The organism is Methylobacterium brachiatum, from assembly GCF_900113845.1.
Taxonomy (GTDB): Bacteria; Pseudomonadota; Alphaproteobacteria; order Rhizobiales; family Beijerinckiaceae; genus Methylobacterium; species Methylobacterium brachiatum.
On the sequence record NZ_FOQW01000018.1, the window covers coordinates 49614 to 72659 of the forward strand.

Consider the following 23046-nt stretch of genomic DNA (forward strand, 5'->3'; position numbering starts at 1 on the left):
GCCCCGCGCGACACGAATCAAAAGCGAATCCCGCCCCCGCAGGGCTCGGCGAAGGGACCTCTCATGCAGCTCTGGCGTCTGACCGCGACCGACCTCTCGGCCCTGATCCGCACCGGCCAGGTTTCGGCCCGGGAGGTTGCGCAATCCGCCCTCGGTCGGCTCGATGCGGTCAACGGCCGGATCAACGCCGTGGTCGAGCATCGCCCCGAGGAGGTGCTGGCGCAGGCCGACGCGGTCGATGCCGCCCGCGCCCGCGGTGACGCCCTGGGGCCGCTCGCCGGCGTGCCCGTGACGATCAAGGTCAATGTCGACCAGCGCGGCTTCGCGACCACGAACGGGCTGCGCCTCCAGCGCGACCTCGTGGCGGCCGACGACAACCCCGTTGTGGCCAACCTGCGCCGGGCCGGGGCGGTGCTGCTCGGGCGCACCAACACGCCGGCCTTCTCGCTGCGGTGGTTCACCACCAACCTGCTGCACGGGGAGACCAAGAACCCGCGCGATCCGGCGCTGACGCCCGGGGGCTCGTCCGGGGGCGCGGGCGCCGCGGTGGCCGCCGGGATCGGGGCGATCGCCCACGGGACCGACATCGCCGGCTCGGTGCGCTATCCGGCCTATGCCTGCGGCGTGCACGGTCTGCGTCCGAGCCTCGGCCGGATCCCGGCCTGGAACGCCTCGTCGCCCGAGCGCGGAATCGGGCCGCAGCTCATGGCGGTGTCGGGCCCGCTCGCCCGCAGCATCGCGGATCTGCGTCTCGGCCTCCACGCGATGGCGGCCGCCGACCCGCGCGACCCGTGGTGGGTGCCGGCGCCGCTGGACGGTCCCGCGGTACCGTGCCGGGCGGCCCTGTGCGTGCGGCCCGGGGGCCTCGCGGTCGTGCCGGAGGTCGAGGCCGCATTGCGCGAGGCGGCGCGCCGGCTGACCGAGGCCGGCTGGGCGGTCGAGGAGATCGCCGACACGCCGCCGATCCGCGAGGCCAGCGCGCTGCAGCTGCAGCTCTGGCTGGGCGACGGCTACGAAGCGGCCCGGGCGGCGGCCGACCGCGAGGGCGATCCGGCGGCCATCGATCTGCTCGAGTCTTTCCGCGGGCGGGCGGAGGCGATGGCGCCGGACGCCATCGCCAGGGCGCTCGTCCGCCGGGCGACGCTGGCCCGGGAATGGTCGCTGTTCCTCGCCGAGCATCCGGTGCTGCTGGTGCCGGTCTCCGCAGAGCTGCCGTTCCCGGACGGGCTCGACCGCACCGGCACGGCCGGGATCGAGCGCGCCTTCGAGGCGAACCTGCTGCAGGTGGGCCTGGCGCCGATCGGTGTGCCGGCGCTCACCGTCACCACCGGCCTCGTCGGGCGGACCCCCGTCGGCGTCCAGCTCGTGGCCGCCCGGTACCGGGAAGACCTGTGCCTGGCGGCGGGCGCCGCGATCGAGGCGGCCGGCGTGCCGGAAATGCCCGTCGATCCCGTCTGAGCCGACGCCGGTCGGCCGAGGGGAACCAGATTGAAATGGCCTCGCTTATACAACTGTTAGTTGTGCGAGGTCCCCATGTCCGTGATCGCCACCGCAGGCTGCGTCGGAAGTTCACTGGTCTGCGCGCTGACGGCCTCCTCGGGGCCGTTGCTGGCTCTGGCGGGCTTTTTCGGGGGCGGCACGGTCGGCGGCGTGATCGGCGCCGTGGCGATCGCGGCGCTGGGCTGGGGCCGGGCCTGATCTCAGCTGTGTCCGTGCGCCTCGGCCGCCTGGGCTAGGAAGGTCGGGACCCGGGTCCAGCGCAGGTCCGGGTAACGGTCATTGTCGAGGGGCGTGAGCCGGGCGCGGCCCTCGAACATGTCGCGCAGATACTGCATGCCCTGCCAGGGCGGGAACACCGCGCCCCGGCCGGGGGCGAGGGTCCGCGCGACGCGGATCATCAAGCCCAGCGAACCGAGCCCGCCGGCGCGCAGCGTCCGGTAGCGCCTGCCCCGCGCCGCGGTCGCCGCATCGGCGAGATCGCGGGCGCTGAGGCTGTCGCCGGCGATGCGCAGCCAGCGCGGGGTCGTGGGATCCAGGGCGGCCCGGGCCGTGAAGGCGGCGGTGTCGTCCTCGGTCGTGAAGTCGAGGATCTGGTCGGCACGGCCCCAGTACAGAACCCGGCGCGGGCGGTGGAGGATCAGCGGGGCCTGTCCGTCGAGCAGCTCCATGAACGCGCCGTTGAGCACCGACGTGGCCTGGATTGACGCCGCATCGAGGCGCGCCTGAAAGGCCCGACGCAGGTCGAGGTTGCGGTTCCCGCCCGGTGCGGTCTTGGCGTAGTCGATCGAGAAATCGGACGGGATGAAGCGCGGCACGCCAGCCCGGACGGCGCCTTCCAGGAGTGCGGTCTGCGCGTCGATGACGGTGGCGCTCAAGCCGTTCAACGCCGAGACCACGCAGGCGGACCCCGCGCAGGCGGCCTGCCAGCTGCCCGGACGGCCGGGGCCGGCCTCGACCACGCGGGCGCCCAGGGCGGTGAGCGGCCCGAGCCGGGCCTGATCCGTCCCGGGGCGGACGATGGCGGTGACGCTGGCGCCCTCACGCCGGAGCGCCCGCACGATCCGCAGGCCGAGATCGCCGGTGGCACCGGCAACCGCGATCGTCACGGGGGCCGGGCTCACGATCGGCCCGCCGCGCCGAGATCGGCGAGCAGGGCCGCGAAGAGCCGCGCCCGCTGAGGCAGCGTCTCGATCAGCACATGCTCGTCGAGGGTGTGGTAGCCCTGGCCGAGCGGCCCGAGGCCGTCGAGCGTCGGGATGCCGTTGGCGCCGGTGAAGTTGCCGTCCGAGCCGCCGCCGGCACTGCGGTGGGGCAGGGGCTGGCCGAGCGCCTCGCTCAAGGTCCGCGCCTGCTCGTAGAGAGCCATGCAGCCGGCATCGGGCTCCCAGACCGGCCGGGTGACACCCCGGGTCACGGCGAAGCGGACGCCGTCCTGCTCACCCGACAGGGCCAGCATCCGCTCGACGCCGCGGTCGAGATCGGCCTGGCGCTTGGCCATGCTCAGGGCCTGCCCGCGGCACAGGGTCGGGACGCAATTGACCCATTGCCCACCCGAGACGATCCCGGTGGAGAAGGTGCAATCCGCGTCCGACAGCCCGTCGATCGCCAGGATCATGCGCGCCATGGCGCGGATCGCCGAGCGGCCCTCGTGGGGCGCCGCGCCGGCATGGCTCGGGCGGCCGACGGCTTCGAGGTCGAAGCGCGCGATGGCGTAGCGGCCGGTGACGACGCCGTTGTCGGCTTGGCCGGGCTCGGGCACCAGCACAAAGGCGTGGCGGGCGGCCTCGGCCTCGATCAGGTCCCGGGTCGAGGGGCTGCCGACCTCCTCGTCGCCGGTGAACAGGACGGTTACCGGCAAAGGCGTCTCGATGCCGGCGGCCGTGAGGGCGCGGATCGCCGCGAGGGCGATCACGTTGCCGCCCTTCATGTCGAGGATGCCCGGCCCGTAGGCGCGGTTGCCCTCGATCCGCCAGGGCAGGCTCGCCAGGGTGCCGACCGGATGCACGGTATCGAGATGCCCGAGCACCAGGATGCCCGGCTGGTCACGGTGCCGATGGGGGAACCGCGCGCGCACGCAATCGCTCAGGCCCATCCGCCCCGGAATGGTCTCGACCGCGGCCCCGGCGGCCGCGAGGTCGCGGGCGGCCAGGCCCATCATGCGGTTGACCGCGGCGGCATCGTGGGTCGGGCTCTCGCATTCCACCCAGGGGCGCAACGTCGCCAGGATGGACTCCGCGTCGAACGGCAGGTCCGGGATCATCGGGCGCTCTCGACGGAAGACTCGGCGAAGGGATCGGCGAAGGGATCGGCGACCTTGGGCCAGTAGCGGCCCGAGCGCTTGGTGTAGGGGATCGCGCCGTAATCCGGCGGGACCGCGCCCGGCGCCGCGACGTAGCGGACCTCGCTCGCGATCGGCGCGAAGGCGGCGTAGAAATGCTGCATCGACTTCACCACCACGATCCGCTTGTCGTCGAGGGTCAGCCCCAATCCCGTGAAGGCGTCGGGCGCGAAGGCCTGCTGGCGGATATGGGTCAGCACCACGTGGATCCCGTCGGCCTCGACCCAGGCGGCGGGTCCGAGCCGGGCGCGGCCGCCGCTGAGGCCGCCCTGGCTGTGATCCTCCGAGAGGCCGCGCACGGTGATGCGCAGGTCCACCGGATCGCCCGAGGTGACGCCGCACTTGCCGCCGATGCGCAGCACGAAGGTCGCGCCGAGCCCCGCCTCGTGGCAGATCCCGACCGCGCCGGGATCCCAGATCAGACCGAGCGCCACGTCCCTGATGCCGCGTTCGGCCAGACGCGCCAGGATCGCGGTGTTGTCGGAGGGCGCGCCGGCGCCGGCATTGTCGGCGAAGTCGGCCAGCACCATCGGGCGCGGGTCGTCGGAGGCCAAAGCCGCGTCGATGCCGGCATCGATGCTGTCGCAGCGGCTCGCCGCCTCCTCGCGCATCGCCCAGACCTCCCGGGCGAGGTCGTCCGCCAGGGCCTGGGCCTTGGCGGCGTCGCCATCGGCAACGACCAGCATCTTCGCGCCGACATCCGGAACGTCGCCCCAGGGGAAGCCGTGCCCGAAGGAGACCGACAGGATGCCGTCCCGCCCCTCCAGCGCCTCCATCCGGCGCACGAAGCTCGCGACCGGCTCGCGGGTGGTGCGCCACATGTTGATCATCCGGCAATCGGCATAGGCCATCACGGGCCGGATGTCCTTGGCGACCGTGCGCATCACCAGCGGGTAGAGGTCGCGGGCGCGGTCGACGATGTCGGTGTGGGGGTATTCCTTGTAGATCACGATGACGTCGGCGCTCCGCCGCATCGCCTCGGTGAGGTGGCAGTGCAGGTCGAGCTCGACGCCGATCGTCGCGTCCGGGCCGACGATGGCGCGGACCCGCTCCAGGGTGTCGCCCTCGCAATCGTCATAGCCCTCGGCGACCATGGCGCCGTGCATGAACAGCAGCACGGCATCGACCGGCATGGCGGCCCGGAGGTCGTCGAGCAGCGCGTCGCGCAGCTCCTCGTAGACGGCGCGCAGGGTGATCCCGCCCGGCTGCGCGAAGGTCGAGAGGCTCTCGACGACCTTGTGCCCGTCCGCCTCGGCCAGCGCGCGCCAGGCCTTGAGACCGATATTGCTGAGGCGGGGCGCCGTCTTGGTGCCGTCGCGACGGGCATAATCGGCCAGGAAGGCCGCGCGGCCGGTGGGCAGCGGTGCGAAGGTGTTGGTCTCGGTGGCCAGTCCGGCGATGAAGATCTGCAAGGTTTTTCGGTCCTCGTCTTCGGCCGGCCGCCGGTCAGGCGGAGGCCGGGCTCAGCGTGATGATCGTCTCGGTGGCCGCCTCGACGGCGGCGCGGCCGTAGAGCATCGGCACATGGTCCCGGCGCCCCCAGATCGGGGCCAGGTCGGCGTAATGCGGGCTGCCCGGGTCCCCCGACTGGCCCGGCACGTTGATGAAGACCGATCGGTCCCAGTCGCCCACATCCACGACCATGCGGAACGAGGCGCCGTGGGTCAGCCGGAACGTGTCGGTCCGGTACTCCGCGTGCATGACTGATGCCGCGGCGCCCCCGACGGCCAAGGGACCGACATCCCAGGCCGAATCCGACCGCAGGGCCGAGAGCGGGTGGGCGAACAGGGCGTGGTGCATCCGGCCCCAGGACCAGGTCCCGGAATCCGGCCCCATCCGGGTGCGGCACTCCCGGAAGGCGGCGCCCAACGTCCCCGTCAGCAAGGCGTCGCGGGCGGCCGGATCGAGGCCAGATTCCAGCTGCTCGATCAGGCTCTGCGTGTCGCCGGGCGGCAGCAGGCGACGCGTTGCAGGATCGGGCACGAGGGCTTCGAGCAGGGCCGGGCGCAGATGCCGGACCCAGAACAGCTCGATCAGGGCCGCCGCCGCTGAATCCTCGTGCAGCGACCCGTCGAACGGCGTCAGCAGGGTGCGGGCCGCCTCGACGTCCACATCCGCCCCCTGGGGCAGCGCCCGCACCAGGGCGGCGAGACGCTGAGCCGGCTCCGAAACATCGTCGCCCTGGAGCGCGCGGGATTGGTCCAGCGTATGCCGGCTCTGGCCGTCCAGCACCGCGCGGATGCGCCGGGCGCGCCAGGGCTCCGCCCATTCGAAGCCGAGCTTGCAATCCTCGGCGGGAAAATCCGGCGGCAGGTTCATCTCGTTGGCGGTGGCGAGGTAGCCCTCCGGCGGGTCGATGCGACGGGGCAGGGCGCTCGGATCATGGAACCCGACCCAGTCATGGCGGCCGTCGCCGGGCACCGGCAGCAACCCGTCATGGGCCGGCCGCACCGGCGCTTTGCCGGCCATGAACCACGCGATCCGCCCGGTCACATCGGCGTAGAGTTGGTTGACCGAGGGCGCCGACCAATGGTGCAGGGCCTGGCCGAACGCCTCCGGGCTCGTGGCGCCGAGATAAGCGAGGCTGCCGAGATAGGCGGCAGCGCCCGGCTCGGACCAGACGGTGCGCAGCGCGAAGGCCCGGCCACCCGCCTCGCGGAGCACCGGACCGTGCCGGGTGAAGCCCAGCACCACGGTCTCGTCCGGCCCGCCGCGCACCGGGATTCTTTCGGTGACGCGCTGGATCGGCTCCCAACCGTCGCCGTACCGGTACCGATCGGGATCGGCCGGATCGGTCTCGCAAACAAAAAGATCCTCCTGGTCCATCGGCGCGATGGTCAGGCTGAAGGCGGAATGGCCGTTATGGCCGATGGAGATACCCGGCAGGGCGGGCTCGCCCGCCCCGATCACGTCGAGGCCCGGGGCGGTGAGATGGACGGCGTAGCGCAGCGACGGCTGCAGGTAGATCCGGTGCGGGTCGCTCGCCAGAATCGGGCGGCCGGTCTCGGTGCGGGCCGGCCCCACCACCCAGTTGTTCGAGCCCTCGACCGGCTCCTTCGGGGCGGAACGCGGGCCCCGCGTGACGGCGCCGTGGGCGTCGACCTTGGTCCAGTCCCAGGCCTCCGCGCGCGTGGCCGCCATCCGCTCTTGGGTGAACCCGACCGGGGCGGTGGCGAGACGGAAATCGTCGAGGAGGTCGTCCGGCCAGTCGGCGGCGTCGAGGCCATCTGGCAGCACGGGATCATGCGGCGGGCTGATGCGCTTGCGCAGGTCGTCGGCGGCGAGCCCGTCCTCGCGGGTCTCGGCCCGGGCGAGCACCCGGGCGCGGGCGACCTCGGACAGGACGTTGCGCACGAGCCCGTGGCTGCGGATCCGGACGACGTCCTCCGGGTGCCACCGGGCCGGGCGCGTCTCCGTCAGGGCGAATTCCGGCGGCCGCAAGTCCGGCCGCGTCTCGGTCAGCGCGACGAAGGCGTTGATCCCGTCCACGAAGGCGGTGACGATCGCCTGCGTATCCTGCGGCCTGTAGGCGGCCCACTCGGCCGCCATGTCCCCGCGATACAGGAACAGCCGCGCGGCGCGATCCTGCGCGAGGTAGCCCGGCCCGAAATCCGCCGCCAGCAGGCCGAGGCCGCGCTTGCGCCAGAGGTCGAGCTGCCACAGCCGGTCCCGGGCGGCGTTGAAGCCCTGGACCCGGAACGCGTCGAGCGCCGTCGCGGCGCGGATATGGGCCAGGCCCCAGCGGTCGACGCGGATCTCGGCCGGGCCTTCGAGACCGGGCAGCGCGTAGGCTGCCTCGCTCACAGGGCGACTTCGATGAGGTGCGGACCGGGTGTGTCCAGCCCGTGCCGGAACGCCGCGATGAAGTCCTCCAGCGTCTCGACACGGCGGCCCTCCACGCCGAAACCGCGGGCGAGGCTGACCCAATCGATGGCCGGATTGTCCAAGCTCAGCATGCCCAGCGCCTTCGGGCCGGGATTGTGCGCGCCGACATTGGCGAGCTCCGCCCGCAGGATCGCGTAGGAGCGGTTCGACCAGATCAGCGTCACCACGTCGAGGCGCTCGCGGGCCTGGGTCCAGAGGGCCTGGGCGGTGTAGAGCCCGCTGCCATCGGCCTGGAGATTGATCACCTTGCGGCCGGGGCAGGCGATGGCCGCCCCGGTGGCCATCGGGATGCCGAGCCCGATCGAGCCGCCGCTGAGCTGCAGCCAGGAATGCGGCGCCGCATCCCGAGTCAGGGCGAAGAAGTTGCGGCCCGTGGTGATCGACTCGTCGCAGATCACCGCGCCCTCCGGGATCAGCGCCCCGAGGACCTGACCGATCGCGTCCTGGTCGAGGGGGCCGGAGGCGGGGAGCTTCGGCCGCGGCCCGGCCGCGATGGGCTCGGCCGGCGGGGCGGCGACCGCCTCGGCCAGCCGCTCCAGCGCGTCGATCTGGTCCTCCTCGGGGGTGGCGAGGGTAATGGTCGCGCAGCCTTCCGGGGCGAGCAGGCTCGGCTTGCCCGGATAGGCGAAGAAGCCGACCGGCTGGGTCGCGCCGATCAGGATGATGTGGCGGAAGCCCTTCAGGGCCGCGATCGCCTGGTCGATCGGGTAGGGCAGGCGCTCGATCGGCACCGTGCCGGCGCCGCGGTCGATCCGGGCGTTCGAGGTCATGGCCATCAGCGTCGCGCCGGTCTTGCGCGCGATCCGGTCGGCGATCACCCGGCCCTCGCCCTGCACCGCCCGGTCGCCGAGATGGAGCAGCACCGGCTCGCCGCTGGCGAGCGCCGCCACGGCGGCCGCGATCGCCGAATCCTCGGCTCGCGCCCGCTCGGGGATCGGCGGCACCGGCGCGACGCCCGTGCCCGGGTCCCAGGCGGTGTTGGCCGGCAGGATCAGGGTCGCGACCTGCCCCGGCGCCGTGCGGGCGGCCGCGATGGCGGCGGCGCCGTCGGATCCGATCTCGGCGGCGCTCATGCCGGTCTGCACCCAGGACGACATCGGGCGGGCCAGCCCCTCGATATCCGAGGTCAGCGGCGCGTTGTACTCGCGGTGATAGGTGGCGTGCTCGCCGACGATGTTGACGACGGGGGTGCGCGCCTTCTTGGCGTTGTGCAGGTTGGCCAGCCCGTTGGCGAGGCCGGGCCCGAGATGCAGCAGGGTCGAGGCCGGCTTGTCGGCCATGCGGGCATAGCCGTCCGCGGCGCCGGTGGCCCCGCCCTCGAACAGGAACAGCACGCAGCGCATCCCCTCGACCCGGTCGAGCGCCGCCACGAAATGCATCTCGGACGTGCCGGGATTGGTGAAGCAGACCTCGACCCCGCCGGCGACGAGGGTCCGGACGAGGCTCTCGGCCCCGTTCATCGTGGTTGGCGTCCCATCGGTCACGGGCGGCTCCCTCTCGGTCCGGCTCGTGCGGCCGGCGACTCGCATTCATTATTATCGTGGCGCAGCCCGCGCCGAGCGCAAGGGCCGAAACGCGCCGCTGCCGGTCATCGGACGCCGGGACTATCGCACGATCTGGCGCGGGATTTGCCGGTGGCGGCCCGCAACGTCGACGAACGGGATCCGATGAAACTGCGCCGCCTGCTCGCCTACTCCCTCGCCGGTTCCCTGGCGCTGGCTCCCGCGGCCCATGCCGAGAGCGTCCTTCGCATCGCCATGACCGCCTCAGACATCCCCACGGCCACGGGGATGCCCAATAACGGCTTCGAGGGCATGCGCTTCCTCGGCTACCCGATCTTCGAGGGGCTGGTGCAATGGGACCTGAAGAGCACCGACAAGCTCGCCGGCATCATCCCGGCCCTGGCCGAGCGCTGGGAGCAGGACCCCAGCGACAAGACGATCTGGACCTTCCACCTGCGCCGGGGCGTGAGCTTCCATGACGGCACCCCGTTCAACGCCGACGCGGTGATCTGGAACCTCGACCGCTACTTCAAGAACGACAGCCCGCAATTCGAGCCGCAGGGGGCCGGCATCTCCCGGGCCCGGGCGCCGCTGGTCGGGAGCTACAGGAAGATCGACGACGCCACCGTGCAGATCACGACCACGCAGGTCGCGTCGTACTTCCCCGACATGGTGGTCTACCTGCTGTTCACCTCGCCCCAATCCTTCGAGAAGGCCGGGCGCGACTGGGCCAAGGTGGCTTCGTTGCCGGCCGCCGGCACCGGGCCGTTCAAGATCACCCGGGTCGCGCCGCGGGAATCGGTCGACCTCGCCAAGTTCGACGGCTACTGGGACCCGAGCCGGATGGCCAAGGTCGACAAGGTCCGGCTGATGCCGATCCCGGAGGCGAATGCCCGGGTCGCGGCCCTGCGCTCGGGGCAGGTCGACTGGATCGAGGTGCCGGCGCCCGACGCGATCCCGTCCCTGAAACAGGCGGGCTTTGCCATCACCACGGGTTCCTACCCGCATGTCTGGCCGTACATCTTCAATATCGGCGCCAAGGACAGCCCGCTGAAGGACGTGCGCGTCCGCCAGGCGCTGAATTACTGCGTCGACCGGGCCGCCATCGTCGAGCTGCTCAACGGCACCGCCGAGCCGGCCTCGGGCTGGCTGAACGACAAGGACCCGAATTTCGGCGCGCCGAAGAACCGCTACGGGTTCGACGCCGCCAAGGGCAAGGCGCTGCTGGCCGAGGCGGGCTACTCGGACAAGAAGCCGCTCAGCCTCAAGGTGATGATCTCGTCCTCGGGCTCGGGCCAGATGCTGCCGATGCCGATGAACGAGTACCTGCAGGAGAACCTGAAGCAGGCCTGCAACGTCGAGCTGAGCTTCAACGTGGTCGAGTGGCAGGTGCTGCTGAACTCGAGCCGGGCCCTGCCGGACGCGCCGAGCCTCCAGGGCTCGATGGCGCTCAACGTCTCCTCGCCCTCGTCCGACCCGAGCGTGATGGCGCGCTACTTCGCGGGCGACCGGTTCCCGCCGGGCGGCTTCAACTTCCCGAACTGGAAGGACGACGCGTTCGACGCCGCCCTCAAGGCGCTGGCCGAGACCGACGATGCCAAGGTGATCGACGCGCAGACGGCGCTCGCTCACGAACGGCTGGTAGACAACCCGCCGTGGTTGTTCATCGTGCATGATCTCAACCCGCGCGGGATGTCGAAGAAGATCCACGGCTTCGTCTCCCCGCAATCCTGGTTCGTCGACCTCACCCTCGTCAGCGTGAAGTGATCCCGATGGCTGATCTTGAACTCGTCGACGCCTCCGCGGCCGAACTCGCCCGGGCGATCGGATCGCGGAAACTCTCGCCGGTGGACGCGGTCGACGCGCTGCTCGGCCGGGTCACGCAGCTGGAGCCGAAGCTCCAGGCCTTCACGGAGGTGTTCGCCGCCGATGCGCGCCTGGCCGCCGAGGGCGCCGACCGGGCGATCCGCGCCGGCCATGCGGTCGGGCCGCTCCACGGCGTCCCGGTGGTGCTGAAGGACCTGATCGACCTGGAGGGCCGGATCACCATGGGCGGCTCGGCCGCCCACCGGGCGCGGCGGGCCGAGCGCACCGCGACCATCGCCCGGCGGCTGATCGCGCAGGGCATGATCGTGCTGGGCAAGACCCACACGGTGGAGTTCGCCTATGGCGGCTGGGGCACCAACCAGCATCTCGGCACCCCCTGGAACCCCTGGGATCCGGAGACCCAGCGCACGCCCGGCGGGTCGAGCAGCGGCACTGGGGTCGCGGTGGCGGCCCGGATGGCGCCCTGGGGCATCGGCACCGATACCGGCGGCTCGGTGCGCCTGCCCGCCTCCTTCTGCGGGCTGACCGGGCTGAAGGTCACGGTCGGGCGCGTCTCGACCTGGGGGATCGTGCCGCTCTCGACGACGCTGGACACGCCCGGCCCGCTGGCGCGGACCGTCGAGGATACCGCGCTCCTCTACGAGGCGATCTCCGGCCCCGACCCGCTCGACCCGACGACCCGGGGGATCGCCCCGGACGCGCCCTGGTCGACCCTGAACCGGGGCGTGCGCGGCCTGCGCCTCGGGCGGATGCCGGATGCCGAGCGCGAGGGCGTCGCCGCCGACATGCTGGCGGCCTACGACGCGGCCCTCGACCTCCTGGCCCAGCAGGGGGCCGAGATCGTCGACGTCGCCCTGCCGTTCCGGTTCAGCGACTGCGTGGCGATGAGCGGGATCACCAACGCCGAGGCCTATTTCGTCAACGGCGCGCTGGCCGAGGACCCGGGCTCGCAGCTCGGCGACGCCGTGCGCGCCCGGATCCTCGCCGGCGCGAAGGTCTCGGCGCAGGAGTATCTCGGCACGCTCCAGCGCCGCGCCGCCATGAAGGTCGCCTATGCCGCCGCCCTGGAGGGGATCGACGCCCTGCTGACGCCGACCACAGAGACCGCCGCCGTGGCGCTCGCCGAGGTCGACGAGGCGCATCTGCCGTCGCGGTTCACCCGCTTCGGCAACCTCCTCGACCTCTGCGCCCTGGCGCTGCCCGACGGGTTCACAGCCGCCGGGCTGCCCCTGTCGCTGCAGATCACCTGCCGGGGCTACGACGAGGCGATGGCCCTGCGGATCGGCCAGGCCTACCAGCGGGCGACCGACTGGCATCGGCGCCGCCCGCCGGTCTGAGGCTTGGGGGGTTCAGCCGGCGGCGTATTCCAGCTGTGGCGCGAGCACGCGGTCGCTCTCCGCATGGATCGTGACCGGGATCATCTTGGCCGCCGGCGTCTTGCTGCCGGTGGCGTAGTGCCAGATCGGCATCAGGACGTTGCATTCCGGGTAATAGCCGCCGATGCAGCCGATCGGGATGTCGTAGGCCACGACCAGCAAACCCGCGAGCTGGCGGTCGATGCCGTCATGCGCGACGGTCTTGAGCGTCACCGCCTGGCCGATCTTGAGCCCCAGCCGGTCGATGTCCGAGCGGTTCATCAGCACGACCTTGCGGGTGTTGTTGATGCCCCGGAACCGGTCGTCGTAGCCGTAGACGGTGGTGTTGAACTGGTCGTTGCTGCGCAGGGTCATGAGGCGCAGCACGTCGTGCCCGATCGCCGGCATGTCGGCATCCTCGTCCAGCGCGTTCGGCGTGACGAAGTTGGCGCGGCCGGTATCGGTGCACCATTCGCGGCGCTTGACCGGCATGTCGCGCTGGAACCCGCCCGGCTCCCACATGCGCCGCTCGTAGTCCCAGAACGAATCCGGCAGCGTATGGCCGATCTCCTTCCGGATCTCGGCATAGTCCTGCTTGTACGCGTCCCAACGCACCCGCGGGTTGGGATCGAGCACCTTCTGGGCGAGCTCGCAGATCAGCCGGATCTCGCTGATCAGATGGGGCGAGGCGGGTTTGCGCAGGCCGCGATTGCCGTGCACGCAGGCCGAGGTGTCCTCCATCGAGAGCACCTGCGGGCCCGCCTGGGTCTCGTCGATCTCCAGGCGGCCGATCACCGGCAGGATGTAGCTGATCTCCCCCGGCAGGAGCGCGCTGCGGTTGAGCTTGGTGATGACGTTGACGGTCAGGCGGATCCGCCGCCAGGCCGGCTCCATCTGGCCGTGATCGGGGATCGCCCGGACGAAGTTGCCGCCCAGCATGAAGAAGGCGCGGACCTCGTCCTTGAGGACCGCCTCGCAGGCCTCGACCGTGTTGTAGCCTGCCTCGCGCGGCGGCTCGAAGCCGAATTGCGCGCCGAGCCGGTCGAGCGGGAACAGCTCGGGCTTCTCGGTGATGCCGACCGTGCGCTGACCCTGGACGTTCGAATGGCCCCGGACCGGGCAGATCCCGGCGCCGCCGCGGCCCATATTGCCGCGCATCAGCAGCAGGTTCACCAGCATCTGGACGGTCTCGACGCCGGCCTGGTGCTGGGTCAGCCCCATGCCGTAGACGGCGATCACCGCCTTCGAGACGCTGTAGACCTTGGCGGTGGATTCCATATCGGCCCGGTGCAACCCCGAGCGGCGCTCAAGCTCGTCCCACTCTTGAGTCCCCAGCCAGGCGAGGAAGGTGTCGAAGCCGTGGGTGTGCTCCTGGATGAAGGCCTCATCCAGAACCGGCTCGCCGCCCGCCACGAGCGACGCGTCGTTGAGCGCCAGCACCGCCTTGCAGATGCCGGCGAGCGCGGCGAGGTCGCCGCCCGCCTTGACCTGATGGTACTGCGAGCTGATCCGCGTCTCCTTGCGGGTCAGCATCTCGGTGGGCGATTGCGGGTTCAGGAAGCGCTCGAGCCCGCGCTCGCGGAGGGGGTTGTAGGTGATGATCGGCACGCCGCGCTGGCTCGCCTCCTGCAGCGGGTGCAGCATGCGCGGCGCGTTGCTGCCGGGGTTCTGGCCGAAGAACAGGAGGCAGTCGGCCTTGCCGAAATCGTCCAGCGCCACCGTGCCGATGCCCTGGCCGATGCTGGCCGGCAGCGCCACCGAGGTGGTCTCGTGGCACATGTTGGACGAGTCCGGCAGGTTGTTGTTGCCGTAGAGGCGGGCGAACAGCCCGTAGAGGTAGCTCCCCTCGTTCGACAGGCGGCCGGAGCTGTAGAACACCGTGCCCTTCTTGCGGTCCTCGACGGCGCGCAGCTCGCGGGCGATCTCCTCGATCGCATGGCCCCAGGAGACCGGCACGTACTTGTCGCTGGCGGCATCGTAACGGAGCGGGTGGGTCAGGCGGCCGGGCTGCTCGAGATGGTAATCGTCCCAGCCCAGGAGTTCGCTCACCGTGTGCTTGGCGAAGAAGTCCGGCGTGCATCGATGCGCCGTCAGCTCCCAGGCCACCGCTTTCACCCCGTTCTCGCAGAACTCGAAGGGCAGGGGGCTCGCCGGCTTCACCCAGGCGCAGCTGTTGCACTGGTAGCCGTCGACCTTGTTGTGGCGTGTGAGCGCGACCGGAACGCTCGCCAGCACGCCCTCACGCCGCAGGATGTTGCCGACGGAGAAGGCCGAGCCCCATCCGCCGGAGGGCAGACGGTACGGCTTAAAGGTAGGCTTTTCCAACAGGTGAACTCCGGACCTCTAAGGCAGGGAAACACCTGCCATCGACCGGTGTTTCCTAAAAGAATTCCCGGACCCGGAAATTTATTCGCACCCAACATACATCAATAACAGAGGTTAACATGGTTATCGGCCGCGATTACATGCTGCACAAGCCCTCCGGGCCGTCAGCCCCCGAGCATTATCTTCACACGCAGGTCGTGCCGCGTGCGGTCAACACGGCCGGGGCGCTGGAAGTCGCTCTGAGCCGGGCCTCCGCGCGGACCGGCATCCGGCCCTCGCTGATCCTCGCCGGCGTCGCGGCCGCCGCGATGGTCGCGGTGTACCGCGTCCGGCAGAGCCGCGGAGGGGCGGGCGAACGACGGATCTGATCCGGCAGCCCCGACACGACGGGGGCGGCGCGGTGTTTCCGCGGAGCGGCCAGACCGACCGCCAAAGCTCTGGGCTCGATCAGGTCCCACGCCGCCGGGGCGCTGCTCTCGTGCGTCGATGATGACGGATGCGATGCCCAGGGCAGGACTGCATAGGGCTCAGCAGGCTGCGCTTGACCGTCATTCTCGCAGCGGGGGCACAGCGCATCGATCCACCGCCACCCGGGACGCGGGCGCGGGCCGGTCGCGTTCAGGGACGCGCGCGATGGCGTCGTGTCACGGCGCCGGGGCCTGCCCCGCCACCACCACGCCCAGCGTATCGAGGAGGGAGGAGCGCGCCCGGCTGACCCGGCTCTTCACGGTGCCGACCTGGCAGCCGAGCTTGGTCGCGGCCTCCTCGTAGGTATGGCCCTCGGCGCCGACCAGCAGCAGCGCCTGCCGCTGCGCGGCCGGGAGCGTCCCGAGCTGCTTCCACACGACCTTGAGCGTGCTGGCATCCTCCTGGTCGGACAGGCTGGTCATCTGGCTGGCATGGGTGCCGTCCACATCCTCGACCTCGCGCCGGTTCTTGCGCAACTCCGAGTAGAACTGGTTGCGCAGGATCGTGAACAGCCAGGCGGTGAAGTTCGTCCCGGGCCGGAACCGCGCCTGGTTGGCCCAGGCCTTCACGAAGGTCTCCTGCACGAGGTCGTCGGCCCGGCTGACATCGCCGACCAGGGACAGCGCGAAGGTGCGCAGGGCCGGAAGCGCCTTGATGATGTCGCTGCGGAAGTCGAACGCCACGACCTGGCCGTGGGCTGCCACGGCGGCTTCGAACCGCTCCACGAGGCCGGCGAGCTGGGCCGGGAGCGGCTCCTGCTCGACGATCTGGAAATAGTCGCGGATCGGCAGGGCGAGGTGCTGACCGAGGATCGTGGCGTAGCGGGGCGCGGCGCTCTCGGGCGTGGGGCCGGCCGGCGGGTTCGATCCATCATCGATCATGCGCGTTCCCTGAGGCCCCTGACTTGCTATCTGGAATGACTCTAACCGGGTATCCGAGCAATCCTGAACCATTGCCAAACGCTCCCGGCAATATCGGGAAATTTACGCAGGATGGCGCGGCCGCGATGAATGGTGTTCGACTCCTGGGTGTGGCACCCAATCCCGCATCGGTGCAGAATATCGTTCGTGAGGAGAGCGGGATGAGCCACGACCACGCACACGACCATCCCCACGGCAGCGATCTCTCGCCCGTCGAGGCGCGGGTCCGCGCGCTGGAATCCCTGCTGACCGAGAAAGGCTATATCGACCCCGCGGCTCTGGACGCCCTGGTCGAGCTCTACGAGACGAAGGTCGGGCCGCATGCCGGCGCCCGGGTCGTGGCCCGGGCCTGGGTCGACCCCGATTACCGGGCCCGGCTCCTCGCCGACGCGACCCCGGCGATCGCCGAACTCGGCATCGGCGGCCGGGGCGGCGAGCACATGGTGGTGGTGGCCAACACCCCCGAGACCCACAACCTCGTCGTGTGCACACTCTGCTCCTGCTACCCCTGGCCGGTGCTCGGCCTGCCGCCGGTCTGGTACAAGGCACCGCCCTACCGCGCCCGGGCGGTGATCGACCCCCGCGGCGTCCTGGCCGAGTTCGGGGTCACCATCCCGGAGACCACCCGGATCACCGTGTGGGATTCCACCGCCGAGACCCGCTACATGGTCCTGCCGATGCGCCCCGCGAACACCGCGGGGTTCTCCGAGGAGGCTCTGGCCGCCCTCGTCACCCGCGACGCGATGATCGGCACCGGCCTGCCCGGAACGGTCCCGCCGACCCCGCCGGAGATGCCGGTATGAACGGAGCCCAGGACCTCGGCGGCGCGCACGGCTTCGGGCCCGTGGTGCCGGAGCCGGACGAGCCGGTCTTCCACGCCGATTGGGAACGCCGCGTCTTCGCGATGGCGATGGCGATGGGCTTCACCGGTGCCTGGAACCTCGACGGCAGCCGCGCCACCCGCGAGTCGCTGCCGCCGGCGCAGTATCTGGCGTCGAGCTACTACGAAATCTGGCTGGCGGCCCTGGAGAAGCAGGTCGCCGCCACGGGTCTCGCGACGCCCGACGAGATCGCGGCGGGCCGGTCGTCCGAGCCGGCCAGGCCGGTGGCGCGGGTGCTCGCCCGGGACGGGCTGGAAGCCCGGTTCCGCGCCGGCTTCCCGAGCAGCCGCGAGCCGGCCGCCCACGCCCGTTTCGCGGTCGGCGACATCGTTCTGGCCCGGAACGCCCATCCCACCGGGCATACCCGCCTGCCGCGCTACGCCCGCGGGCGCCGAGGCCGGGTCGAGCGCGTCGAGGGCGCGTTCGTGTACCCCGATACCAATGCGTACCAGGCGGGCGAGAACCCGACCTGGTTGTACACCGTCAGCTTCACCGCTCAGGAATTGTGGGGCGCGAGCGGCGACCCGGGCGGGATCGTCACGGTGGCGGCCTTCGAACCCTATCTGGAGCCGGCGTGAGCACGCCGTCGCCCAAGGCCTTCGCGGCCCCCTGGGAGGCCCAGGTCTTCGCCCTGGTGGTCTCCCTGCAGGAGGCCGGGCTGTTCACCTGGACGGAATGGGCCGATTGTCTCGGGCGGGAGATCCGGCCGACGGACGGGCCGGAGCGGGCGGCCGATTACGCCGCCTCGCTCGCCACGCTGGAAACTATCCTGTCCGAGCGTGGGGTTACAGCCTCCGAGAGCGTCGCGGCGCGCACCGCGGCGTTCCTGCGCGCCGCCGCGGCGACGCCGCACGGCCAGCCGATCCGGCTCGAGAACGATCCGCTCTACCAGGACTGAGCCGGGAGGCCGCCGAGCGATGGACGACCCCGTTACCGTGCGGGGCGGCATGACCGGCAAGGGCTGCAGCATCCCCTCGCACGAGGCCTGCTGTCCCTCTAAAATCGGCGTGGGCAACGAAAGCCGACGATGTTCGATCGCCGGTCCACGATATTCGATACGACGCCAATCAACGTCATCGAGTCCAATTCTACAAGTCCTGGACGTCAAATTCCTGCGCAGCCGTCACATCGCAAGACGGCAGTCAGTGTTAGCATTTGAAGTTCTTCCGTTCTTGACATCAAGCATCTCCGCGTGATCTGATCGACGCATTCTTGAGATCGAGACCAATCTAATGTTTCGCAGCTCAATACGGACGATATTGATCGCCATTACGCTAGTGCTTAGCGCGTCTCTAATTGCTATCTCGGCATTCGAGATGATCAGTCAGAACCGGAAACGGAGCGCCGCCGAATCAGTCGCGACGAATGCGACGATCGACAGCAATCTGTTCTCGAGCCTGATCCGCTTCCGGCTCGAACGGGCCTACGGCGACGTCGCCCTCATGGGCGAGCCGTCGTCGAACCGCGAGTATCGGGACATCGCGACCCGCGCTCGCCCGGATCTCGACCAGAACATCACGGCGGTCCTGGCGGCCCTGTCCACGAGCCCGAACGATGACTTCAAGGCATCCGGCGCGGAAATCGGCCGTTTGATGGATCTCTGGAAACGCATGCGCCCCGAGGTCGACAAGGCCTTCGATATTCCGATCGCGGCACGCGACGGCGCCATGCTCAAACGGCTCCGCGACCTCGGCCCGGAGATCGTCAAGGCGCTGGAGGCATCGTCCATGATGCTGGAGCGCGAGATCCGGACTCTCGATCCGAGCACGGGAACGATGCTGGACGGCAACGCGGCCGTGTGGCTGGCACGGACGCATAGCGGCAACGAAGGCGCGGCGATCTACAACGTCGTGGTCAATCACCGGGCCGCGACGGAGGCCGAGCGCCAGGAGATCCGTGCGAGCGGCATACGGGCGTCGACCGCCTGGGGGATGGTGGGCCGCATCATGACCCTGCCCAACGTCGACCCTTCGGTCAAAGCCGCCTACCGCGCGGCCAACGAGGCGTTCTTCGAGGGCCCGTTCTATCGGCTGCGCAGCGAGATCGCCAGGACGGTCGCCGATGGCGGCATGCCGACGAACGAGCGGGATCTGGAGACGTGGCGGCGTGAGCAGATCAAGGGCCTGACCGCGCTGGTCGAGACGGCATCCAGTATGATGAAGGCCGTCGTCTCCCATGCCGAGCTCGAGTTTCGGGACGCTCGGAATGCGTTCCTCATCTTCGCGGCCGTCGCACTTGCGGCCACTGCCGTCTCGGTCGCCGCCATCTGGCTCATCCATCGCCGCGTCGTTCGCGGGATCCTCGACCTTTCGGGCGCCATGCACGCGATCGCGGGCGGCGCCGTGGAGACGATTGTGCCGGGGGCCGGGCGGAGCGACGAGATCGGCACGATGGCATCGGCGGTTCAGGTGTTCAAGGATAACCTGAACCGCACCCGGGCGCTGGAAGTCGAGGCGGACGAGGCACGCCAGGCCGCCGCGAACGAGCGCAAGACCGGCTTGCACCAGATGGCCGACAGCTTCGAGGCTGCGATCGGCAGCATCGTCGGCCAGGTCTCGTCCTCGGCCACCGAGCTGCAGACGACCGCACGGACCATGACCGCGAGCGCGACGCAGACGGCCAGCGAATCCATCACCGTCGCGTCCGCGGCCGAGGAAGCCGCCAGCAACGTCAACACCGTGGCGGCCGCCGCTGAAGAATTGGGCGTGTCGGTGCAGGAGATCGGCCGGCAGGTGGATGGCTCGGCCAAGCTCGCGCAGGGTGCAGTCGCCGAGGTCGGGGAGACCGGCGCCCTGGTACAGGAGCTGAGCACCACTGTGTCCCGCATCGGCGATGTGGTGGGCCTGATCTCGTCGATCGCGGGGCAGACCAACCTGCTGGCTTTGAACGCCACGATCGAGGCGGCACGCGCCGGCGATGCCGGCCGGGGCTTCGCGGTGGTGGCCTCCGAGGTGAAGGCGCTCGCCGAACAGACCGCGAAGGCGACCGAGGAGATTTCCGGTCAGATCACTCGAGTCCAGGCCGCCACCGGCCAGGCGGTGACGGCGATCGGCGGTATCGCGGCGCGCATCCGGGAGATCAGCGGCGTGGCAACCTCGATCGCAGCAGCCGTCGAAGAGCAGGGCGCCGCGACCCAGGAGATCGTGCGCAATGTCGGTCAGGCTGCGGCGGGCACCGGCGAGGTCACCAGCCATATCACCGACGTGGCTGAAGCCGCCGAGCAGACCGGCAAGGCGGCGAGCCAGGTTCTCGGGGCGGCCTCGGTGCTGTCGCGGCAATCCGAGCACCTGACCACCGAGGTCGCCCGCTTTCTCGCGACGGTGCGCGCGGCCTGAACGCCCTACCGGCCGTGAGCCAGGAGGCTGTCGAGGGGCACCGGGGCGGCGTGCGGGCGGCTGGCGAGAAGCGCGTCGAGGAGCGCCAGAACTTCGCGCCGGCCGCAATTCTTCGCCGCTTCGAACGGCGTCCAGGTCTGAACGAATTCGAATTGCGCGAAGACCTGGCGGTAGCGTTCGAGTTCCTTCGGCGTCAGCGGCACGCCCCGGACGAACGCCTTGTGCGCCGAGATCGTCGTGGCCCGACGCGGGTCGGCGGGGTCGAGCTCGAACTTCAAGGCGTCGCCGCAGAAGCAGATCTTGCGCGCGCGGTCGAACAGGACGGCGTGGCCGTCGAAATGGCCGGCGGTGCGGTGCAGCTCCAGGCCGGGCAGGGGCTCCAGCACGTCGTCGTAGGGCCAGCTGACCTGCAGAGCGGCGCTCCAGGTGAAGTCGGCCGCGGGCAGGCACAATTCCGGGTCGAACCGGTCCTGGAGCTGCACTAGGGCGCCGTAGGAATGCGGGTGCGAGGCCGAGAGCACCTGCATGCCGCCGAGCGTCTCGATCTGGTCGAGGGCGGCCTCGCTGAAGACCGGGCAGCCCTCGAACCCCATATTCCCGGTCTCGGTCCGGATCAGATAGGCGGAGGGGCCGATGCCGGAGACCGGCTCGTTCCAGAACCGCCAGACGCCGGGTTCCAGCTCCTGCCAATGACAGGGAAAGGCGTCCTGCGCCTCCCGGGCGGTGCGGAACCGCCAGCCGTCCTGGGGCACCACGTGCCGAGCGTCGAGGCACATCGGGCAGGACGGGGGCGCCTCGAAATGGCGCTGCCAGAACCCACAATTGTCGCAGGTATAGGCGGGCAGCTTCAGGGCGCCCGCGAAGGGCAGATAGCCGGGCATCGTCTCGAACCTCTCCTGGCGCATGGCCCCGGGTTTCCAAAGAGTGCAGCCCTTCGGCGGGGTTCGGGGGTGGAACCCCGAACGATCAGGGCTCCGCCCTGGACCCGCAAAAGGTCTCGGACCTTTTGAAACCAGGACGTGTCTAGCGAGTCCGGTCCGGGAGCGCAGCCCGCCGGGGCCGGGTGGCCGCCACGGCCGCGGCGGCGAACCCCAGCAGCGCCAGCCCGGCGAGGCCGCCGACCACCGTGTCGCGGGTGCGGCTCGTGACGAACTCGCCCCGCGTGGTCTTCATCCGGTCGGTGAACCGCCCATCGATGCCGACCTCGCCGGGCACGGGATCGTAGAGGTTGCCGTCCATCTCGGGGATCGTCGTGTCGGACAGCTGGGCGGACCACATCGACGCGGCCTTGCGGTCGGCCAGCGCGGGCGCGAGCGCCTGCGCGGCAGCCATCATCATCGACGAGCGCCCGACCCAGACCTCCCGGCGCGGATGCTCGACGGCGTAGACGATCGCCTCGGCGCAGAGCCGCGGGTCGAAGACCGGATCCGGGGCGTATTGGCGGTGACCGGTGTGGTTGCGCGCCCAGTTGAATTGCGGGGTGTTCACCGCCGGCAGGTAGACCACACTGAGGCTGACGGCGACGTCGTCGTGGAGCAGCTCGCAGCGCAGGGCGTCGGTGAAGCCGGAGACGGCGAACTTGGCCGCGCAATAGGGCGCCTGGAGCGGCGCCGCCCGGATCGCGAGGCCGGACGAGACCTGGATGATCGCGCCGCGGTTACGCCGCTTCATGTAACGCAGCGCCGCGAGGGTGCCGTAGACCTGGCTGAGATAGGTGGTCTCGGTCACCCGCCGGTACTCGTCCGGGGTGATCTCGTCGGCGGGGCTCACCACGGTGGACATGGCGTTGTTCACCCAGGCCCGGATCGGTCCGAGCTCGGCCTCGATCCGCGCGGCGGCGGCGTCCACGGCCTGCGGGTCGGCGACGTCGGCCGCGATCGCCAGGACCGGCTGGCCGTAGGCGGCGAGCGCCCGCTCGGCGGCGGCGAGCCGCCCGGGATCGCGCGCCACGACGGCCACCGACCAGCCGCCGGCGGCGAGGCGATGCGCGGTCGCGAGCCCGATTCCGGCGGTCCCTCCGGTAACGACTGCAACCCGCGCCATCCTGTCCTCACCCGATCGTTGACGAATCGCTGCGGCAACGGGTGTGGCCGCCCCCGGTTGCGCCGCACCACCGTGCCGGAACGTCACGGCCGCCGGTCTTTTCGGAACCCTTTGCGCAACATCCGGCGCCGAGCGCTGTTGGTTCTCGGTAGTCGCACACAGTTCAAGCGCCACGGACATCGAGGATCGCAGCCATGCGATACGGACGACGTTTGTCCCTGCCGATCGATCCCTGGCCGCAAGCGTCGCTCGGCGAGCGCATGTCGGTCGGTCTGGTCCTGACCCTGCTGCTGGCGGTGCCGCTCTGCGCGGCCAGCGCCGTGATGGTCGTAAGCGCGACGATCGCGGCCTACATCGCCTGGTCCTACGACCTCGGCGCATCCCTGCGGGACGCCGTCGAGCGCCAGATCAACCGGATGGCCGGCGGCCAAGGGCGCGCAGTCCGAAAGGTTTGAGGGACGGCGCGCGTCGACGCCTGATCGGCCGCAGCCGTTCGACCCGTGTTCCTGCACGCGAGGCGGTTCGATTTCGGGTGCCGCATCCAGAGGCGGCGAAGCGAAGCGCAGGCCTCGAAGGACTCTTCCGAACCGGCAGGTGCGCCTCAGGCCGAGAGGACGATCGGGATGTCCGCCGATCGGATTGGCAGTCGCCGAACCGTCATTGCGAG

The 23046-nt window shown here is 70.7% G+C and carries 19 protein-coding genes; 10 read left to right on the forward strand and 9 right to left on the reverse strand.

Annotation, left to right across the window (positions count from 1 at the left end):
* The first annotated feature begins 63 nt into the window (after nucleotides 1-63).
* Both BMZ47_RS21890 and BMZ47_RS28675 read left to right on the forward strand, forming a co-directional pair.
* Nucleotides 64-1458, forward strand: coding sequence for an amidase family protein (locus BMZ47_RS21890; protein WP_091864192.1), 1395 nt, complete (start codon nucleotides 64-66; stop codon nucleotides 1456-1458).
* Between the two features lie 75 nt (nucleotides 1459-1533).
* On the forward strand, nucleotides 1534-1698 hold the full coding sequence (locus BMZ47_RS28675; protein WP_167369082.1) for a hypothetical protein: 165 nt from the start codon (nucleotides 1534-1536) through the stop codon (nucleotides 1696-1698).
* 2 nt (nucleotides 1699-1700) lie between these two features.
* Here the strand turns inward: BMZ47_RS28675 and BMZ47_RS21895 are convergent, their stop codons facing one another.
* The 5 genes from BMZ47_RS21895 to BMZ47_RS21915 are packed head-to-tail and all read right to left on the reverse strand — an operon-like array spanning nucleotide 1701 to nucleotide 9183.
* Nucleotides 1701-2606, reverse strand: a complete 906-nt coding sequence (locus tag BMZ47_RS21895) for an NmrA family NAD(P)-binding protein (protein WP_091864241.1) — start codon at nucleotides 2604-2606, stop codon at nucleotides 1701-1703.
* A gap of 11 nt (nucleotides 2607-2617) precedes the next feature.
* Entirely contained in the window at nucleotides 2618-3760 is a 1143-nt protein-coding gene (locus tag BMZ47_RS21900; protein WP_091864193.1) for a M20/M25/M40 family metallo-hydrolase, read from the reverse strand.
* Nucleotides 3757-5250 carry a M81 family metallopeptidase gene (locus BMZ47_RS21905; protein WP_091864194.1) on the reverse strand — a complete coding sequence of 498 codons (1494 nt, stop codon included), beginning with the start codon at nucleotides 5248-5250 and terminating at the stop codon, nucleotides 3757-3759. Before BMZ47_RS21905 ends, BMZ47_RS21900 begins: the two co-directional genes overlap by 4 nt.
* A 34-nt stretch (nucleotides 5251-5284) precedes the next feature.
* A complete protein-coding gene (locus tag BMZ47_RS21910; RefSeq protein ID WP_091864195.1) occupies nucleotides 5285-7642 on the reverse strand; it encodes a penicillin acylase family protein in 2358 nt (785 codons plus the stop codon).
* Nucleotides 7639-9183 carry an acetolactate synthase large subunit gene (locus BMZ47_RS21915; protein ID WP_091864196.1) on the reverse strand — a complete coding sequence of 515 codons (1545 nt, stop codon included), beginning with the start codon at nucleotides 9181-9183 and terminating at the stop codon, nucleotides 7639-7641. The genes BMZ47_RS21910 and BMZ47_RS21915 overlap by 4 nt, the downstream gene beginning before the upstream one ends.
* Before the next feature lie 207 nt (nucleotides 9184-9390).
* On the opposite strand from BMZ47_RS21915, the gene BMZ47_RS21920 reads away from it, so the two are divergent.
* On the forward strand, nucleotides 9391-10992 hold the full coding sequence (locus BMZ47_RS21920) for an ABC transporter substrate-binding protein (RefSeq protein ID WP_091864242.1): 1602 nt from the start codon (nucleotides 9391-9393) through the stop codon (nucleotides 10990-10992).
* Nucleotides 10993-10997: 5 nt separating this feature from the next.
* On the forward strand, nucleotides 10998-12389 hold the full coding sequence (locus BMZ47_RS21925; protein ID WP_091864197.1) for an amidase: 1392 nt from the start codon (nucleotides 10998-11000) through the stop codon (nucleotides 12387-12389).
* Nucleotides 12390-12401: 12 nt separating this feature from the next.
* Here BMZ47_RS21925 and BMZ47_RS21930 read toward each other — a convergent pair whose 3' ends face one another.
* Nucleotides 12402-14732 carry an FdhF/YdeP family oxidoreductase gene (locus BMZ47_RS21930; RefSeq protein WP_091864198.1) on the reverse strand — a complete coding sequence of 777 codons (2331 nt, stop codon included), beginning with the start codon at nucleotides 14730-14732 and terminating at the stop codon, nucleotides 12402-12404.
* Nucleotides 14733-14851: 119 nt separating this feature from the next.
* Between BMZ47_RS21930 and BMZ47_RS21935 the strand changes: the two genes are divergently transcribed.
* A complete protein-coding gene (locus BMZ47_RS21935) occupies nucleotides 14852-15100 on the forward strand; it encodes a hypothetical protein (protein ID WP_091864199.1) in 249 nt (82 codons plus the stop codon).
* Between the two features lie 276 nt (nucleotides 15101-15376).
* Here BMZ47_RS21935 and BMZ47_RS21940 read toward each other — a convergent pair whose 3' ends face one another.
* A complete protein-coding gene (locus tag BMZ47_RS21940; RefSeq protein WP_039902324.1) occupies nucleotides 15377-16081 on the reverse strand; it encodes a sigma-70 family RNA polymerase sigma factor in 705 nt (234 codons plus the stop codon).
* A 200-nt stretch (nucleotides 16082-16281) separates the two neighbouring features.
* Here BMZ47_RS21940 and nthA point away from each other — a divergent pair, with 200 nt between their 5' ends.
* The 4 genes from nthA to BMZ47_RS21960 all read left to right on the forward strand — a co-directional run bounded on the left by nthA (nucleotide 16282) and on the right by BMZ47_RS21960 (nucleotide 20336).
* Nucleotides 16282-16923: a nitrile hydratase subunit alpha gene (gene nthA / locus BMZ47_RS21945; RefSeq protein WP_091864200.1), complete on the forward strand. Its 642-nt coding sequence runs from the start codon at nucleotides 16282-16284 to the stop codon at nucleotides 16921-16923.
* Nucleotides 16920-17579, forward strand: coding sequence for a nitrile hydratase subunit beta (gene nthB / locus BMZ47_RS21950; protein WP_091864201.1), 660 nt, complete (start codon nucleotides 16920-16922; stop codon nucleotides 17577-17579). Before nthA ends, nthB begins: the two co-directional genes overlap by 4 nt.
* Nucleotides 17576-17899, forward strand: a complete 324-nt coding sequence (locus BMZ47_RS21955) for a nitrile hydratase accessory protein (RefSeq protein ID WP_091864202.1) — start codon at nucleotides 17576-17578, stop codon at nucleotides 17897-17899. Before nthB ends, BMZ47_RS21955 begins: the two co-directional genes overlap by 4 nt.
* A gap of 334 nt (nucleotides 17900-18233) precedes the next feature.
* Nucleotides 18234-20336, forward strand: coding sequence for a methyl-accepting chemotaxis protein (locus BMZ47_RS21960; RefSeq protein WP_091864203.1), 2103 nt, complete (start codon nucleotides 18234-18236; stop codon nucleotides 20334-20336).
* A gap of 5 nt (nucleotides 20337-20341) precedes the next feature.
* Here BMZ47_RS21960 and BMZ47_RS21965 read toward each other — a convergent pair whose 3' ends face one another.
* Together BMZ47_RS21965 and BMZ47_RS21970 are read right to left on the reverse strand one after the other, a co-directional pair.
* Nucleotides 20342-21217, reverse strand: coding sequence for an MBL fold metallo-hydrolase (locus tag BMZ47_RS21965; RefSeq protein WP_091864243.1), 876 nt, complete (start codon nucleotides 21215-21217; stop codon nucleotides 20342-20344).
* Between the two features lie 142 nt (nucleotides 21218-21359).
* Nucleotides 21360-22379 (reverse strand): SDR family oxidoreductase, encoded by a 1020-nt coding sequence (locus BMZ47_RS21970; RefSeq protein WP_091864204.1) that lies wholly within the window; start codon nucleotides 22377-22379, stop codon nucleotides 21360-21362.
* 194 nt (nucleotides 22380-22573) lie between these two features.
* Here BMZ47_RS21970 and BMZ47_RS21975 point away from each other — a divergent pair, with 194 nt between their 5' ends.
* On the forward strand, nucleotides 22574-22834 hold the full coding sequence (locus BMZ47_RS21975) for a hypothetical protein (RefSeq protein ID WP_091864205.1): 261 nt from the start codon (nucleotides 22574-22576) through the stop codon (nucleotides 22832-22834).
* The last annotated feature ends 212 nt before the right edge of the window (nucleotides 22835-23046 follow it).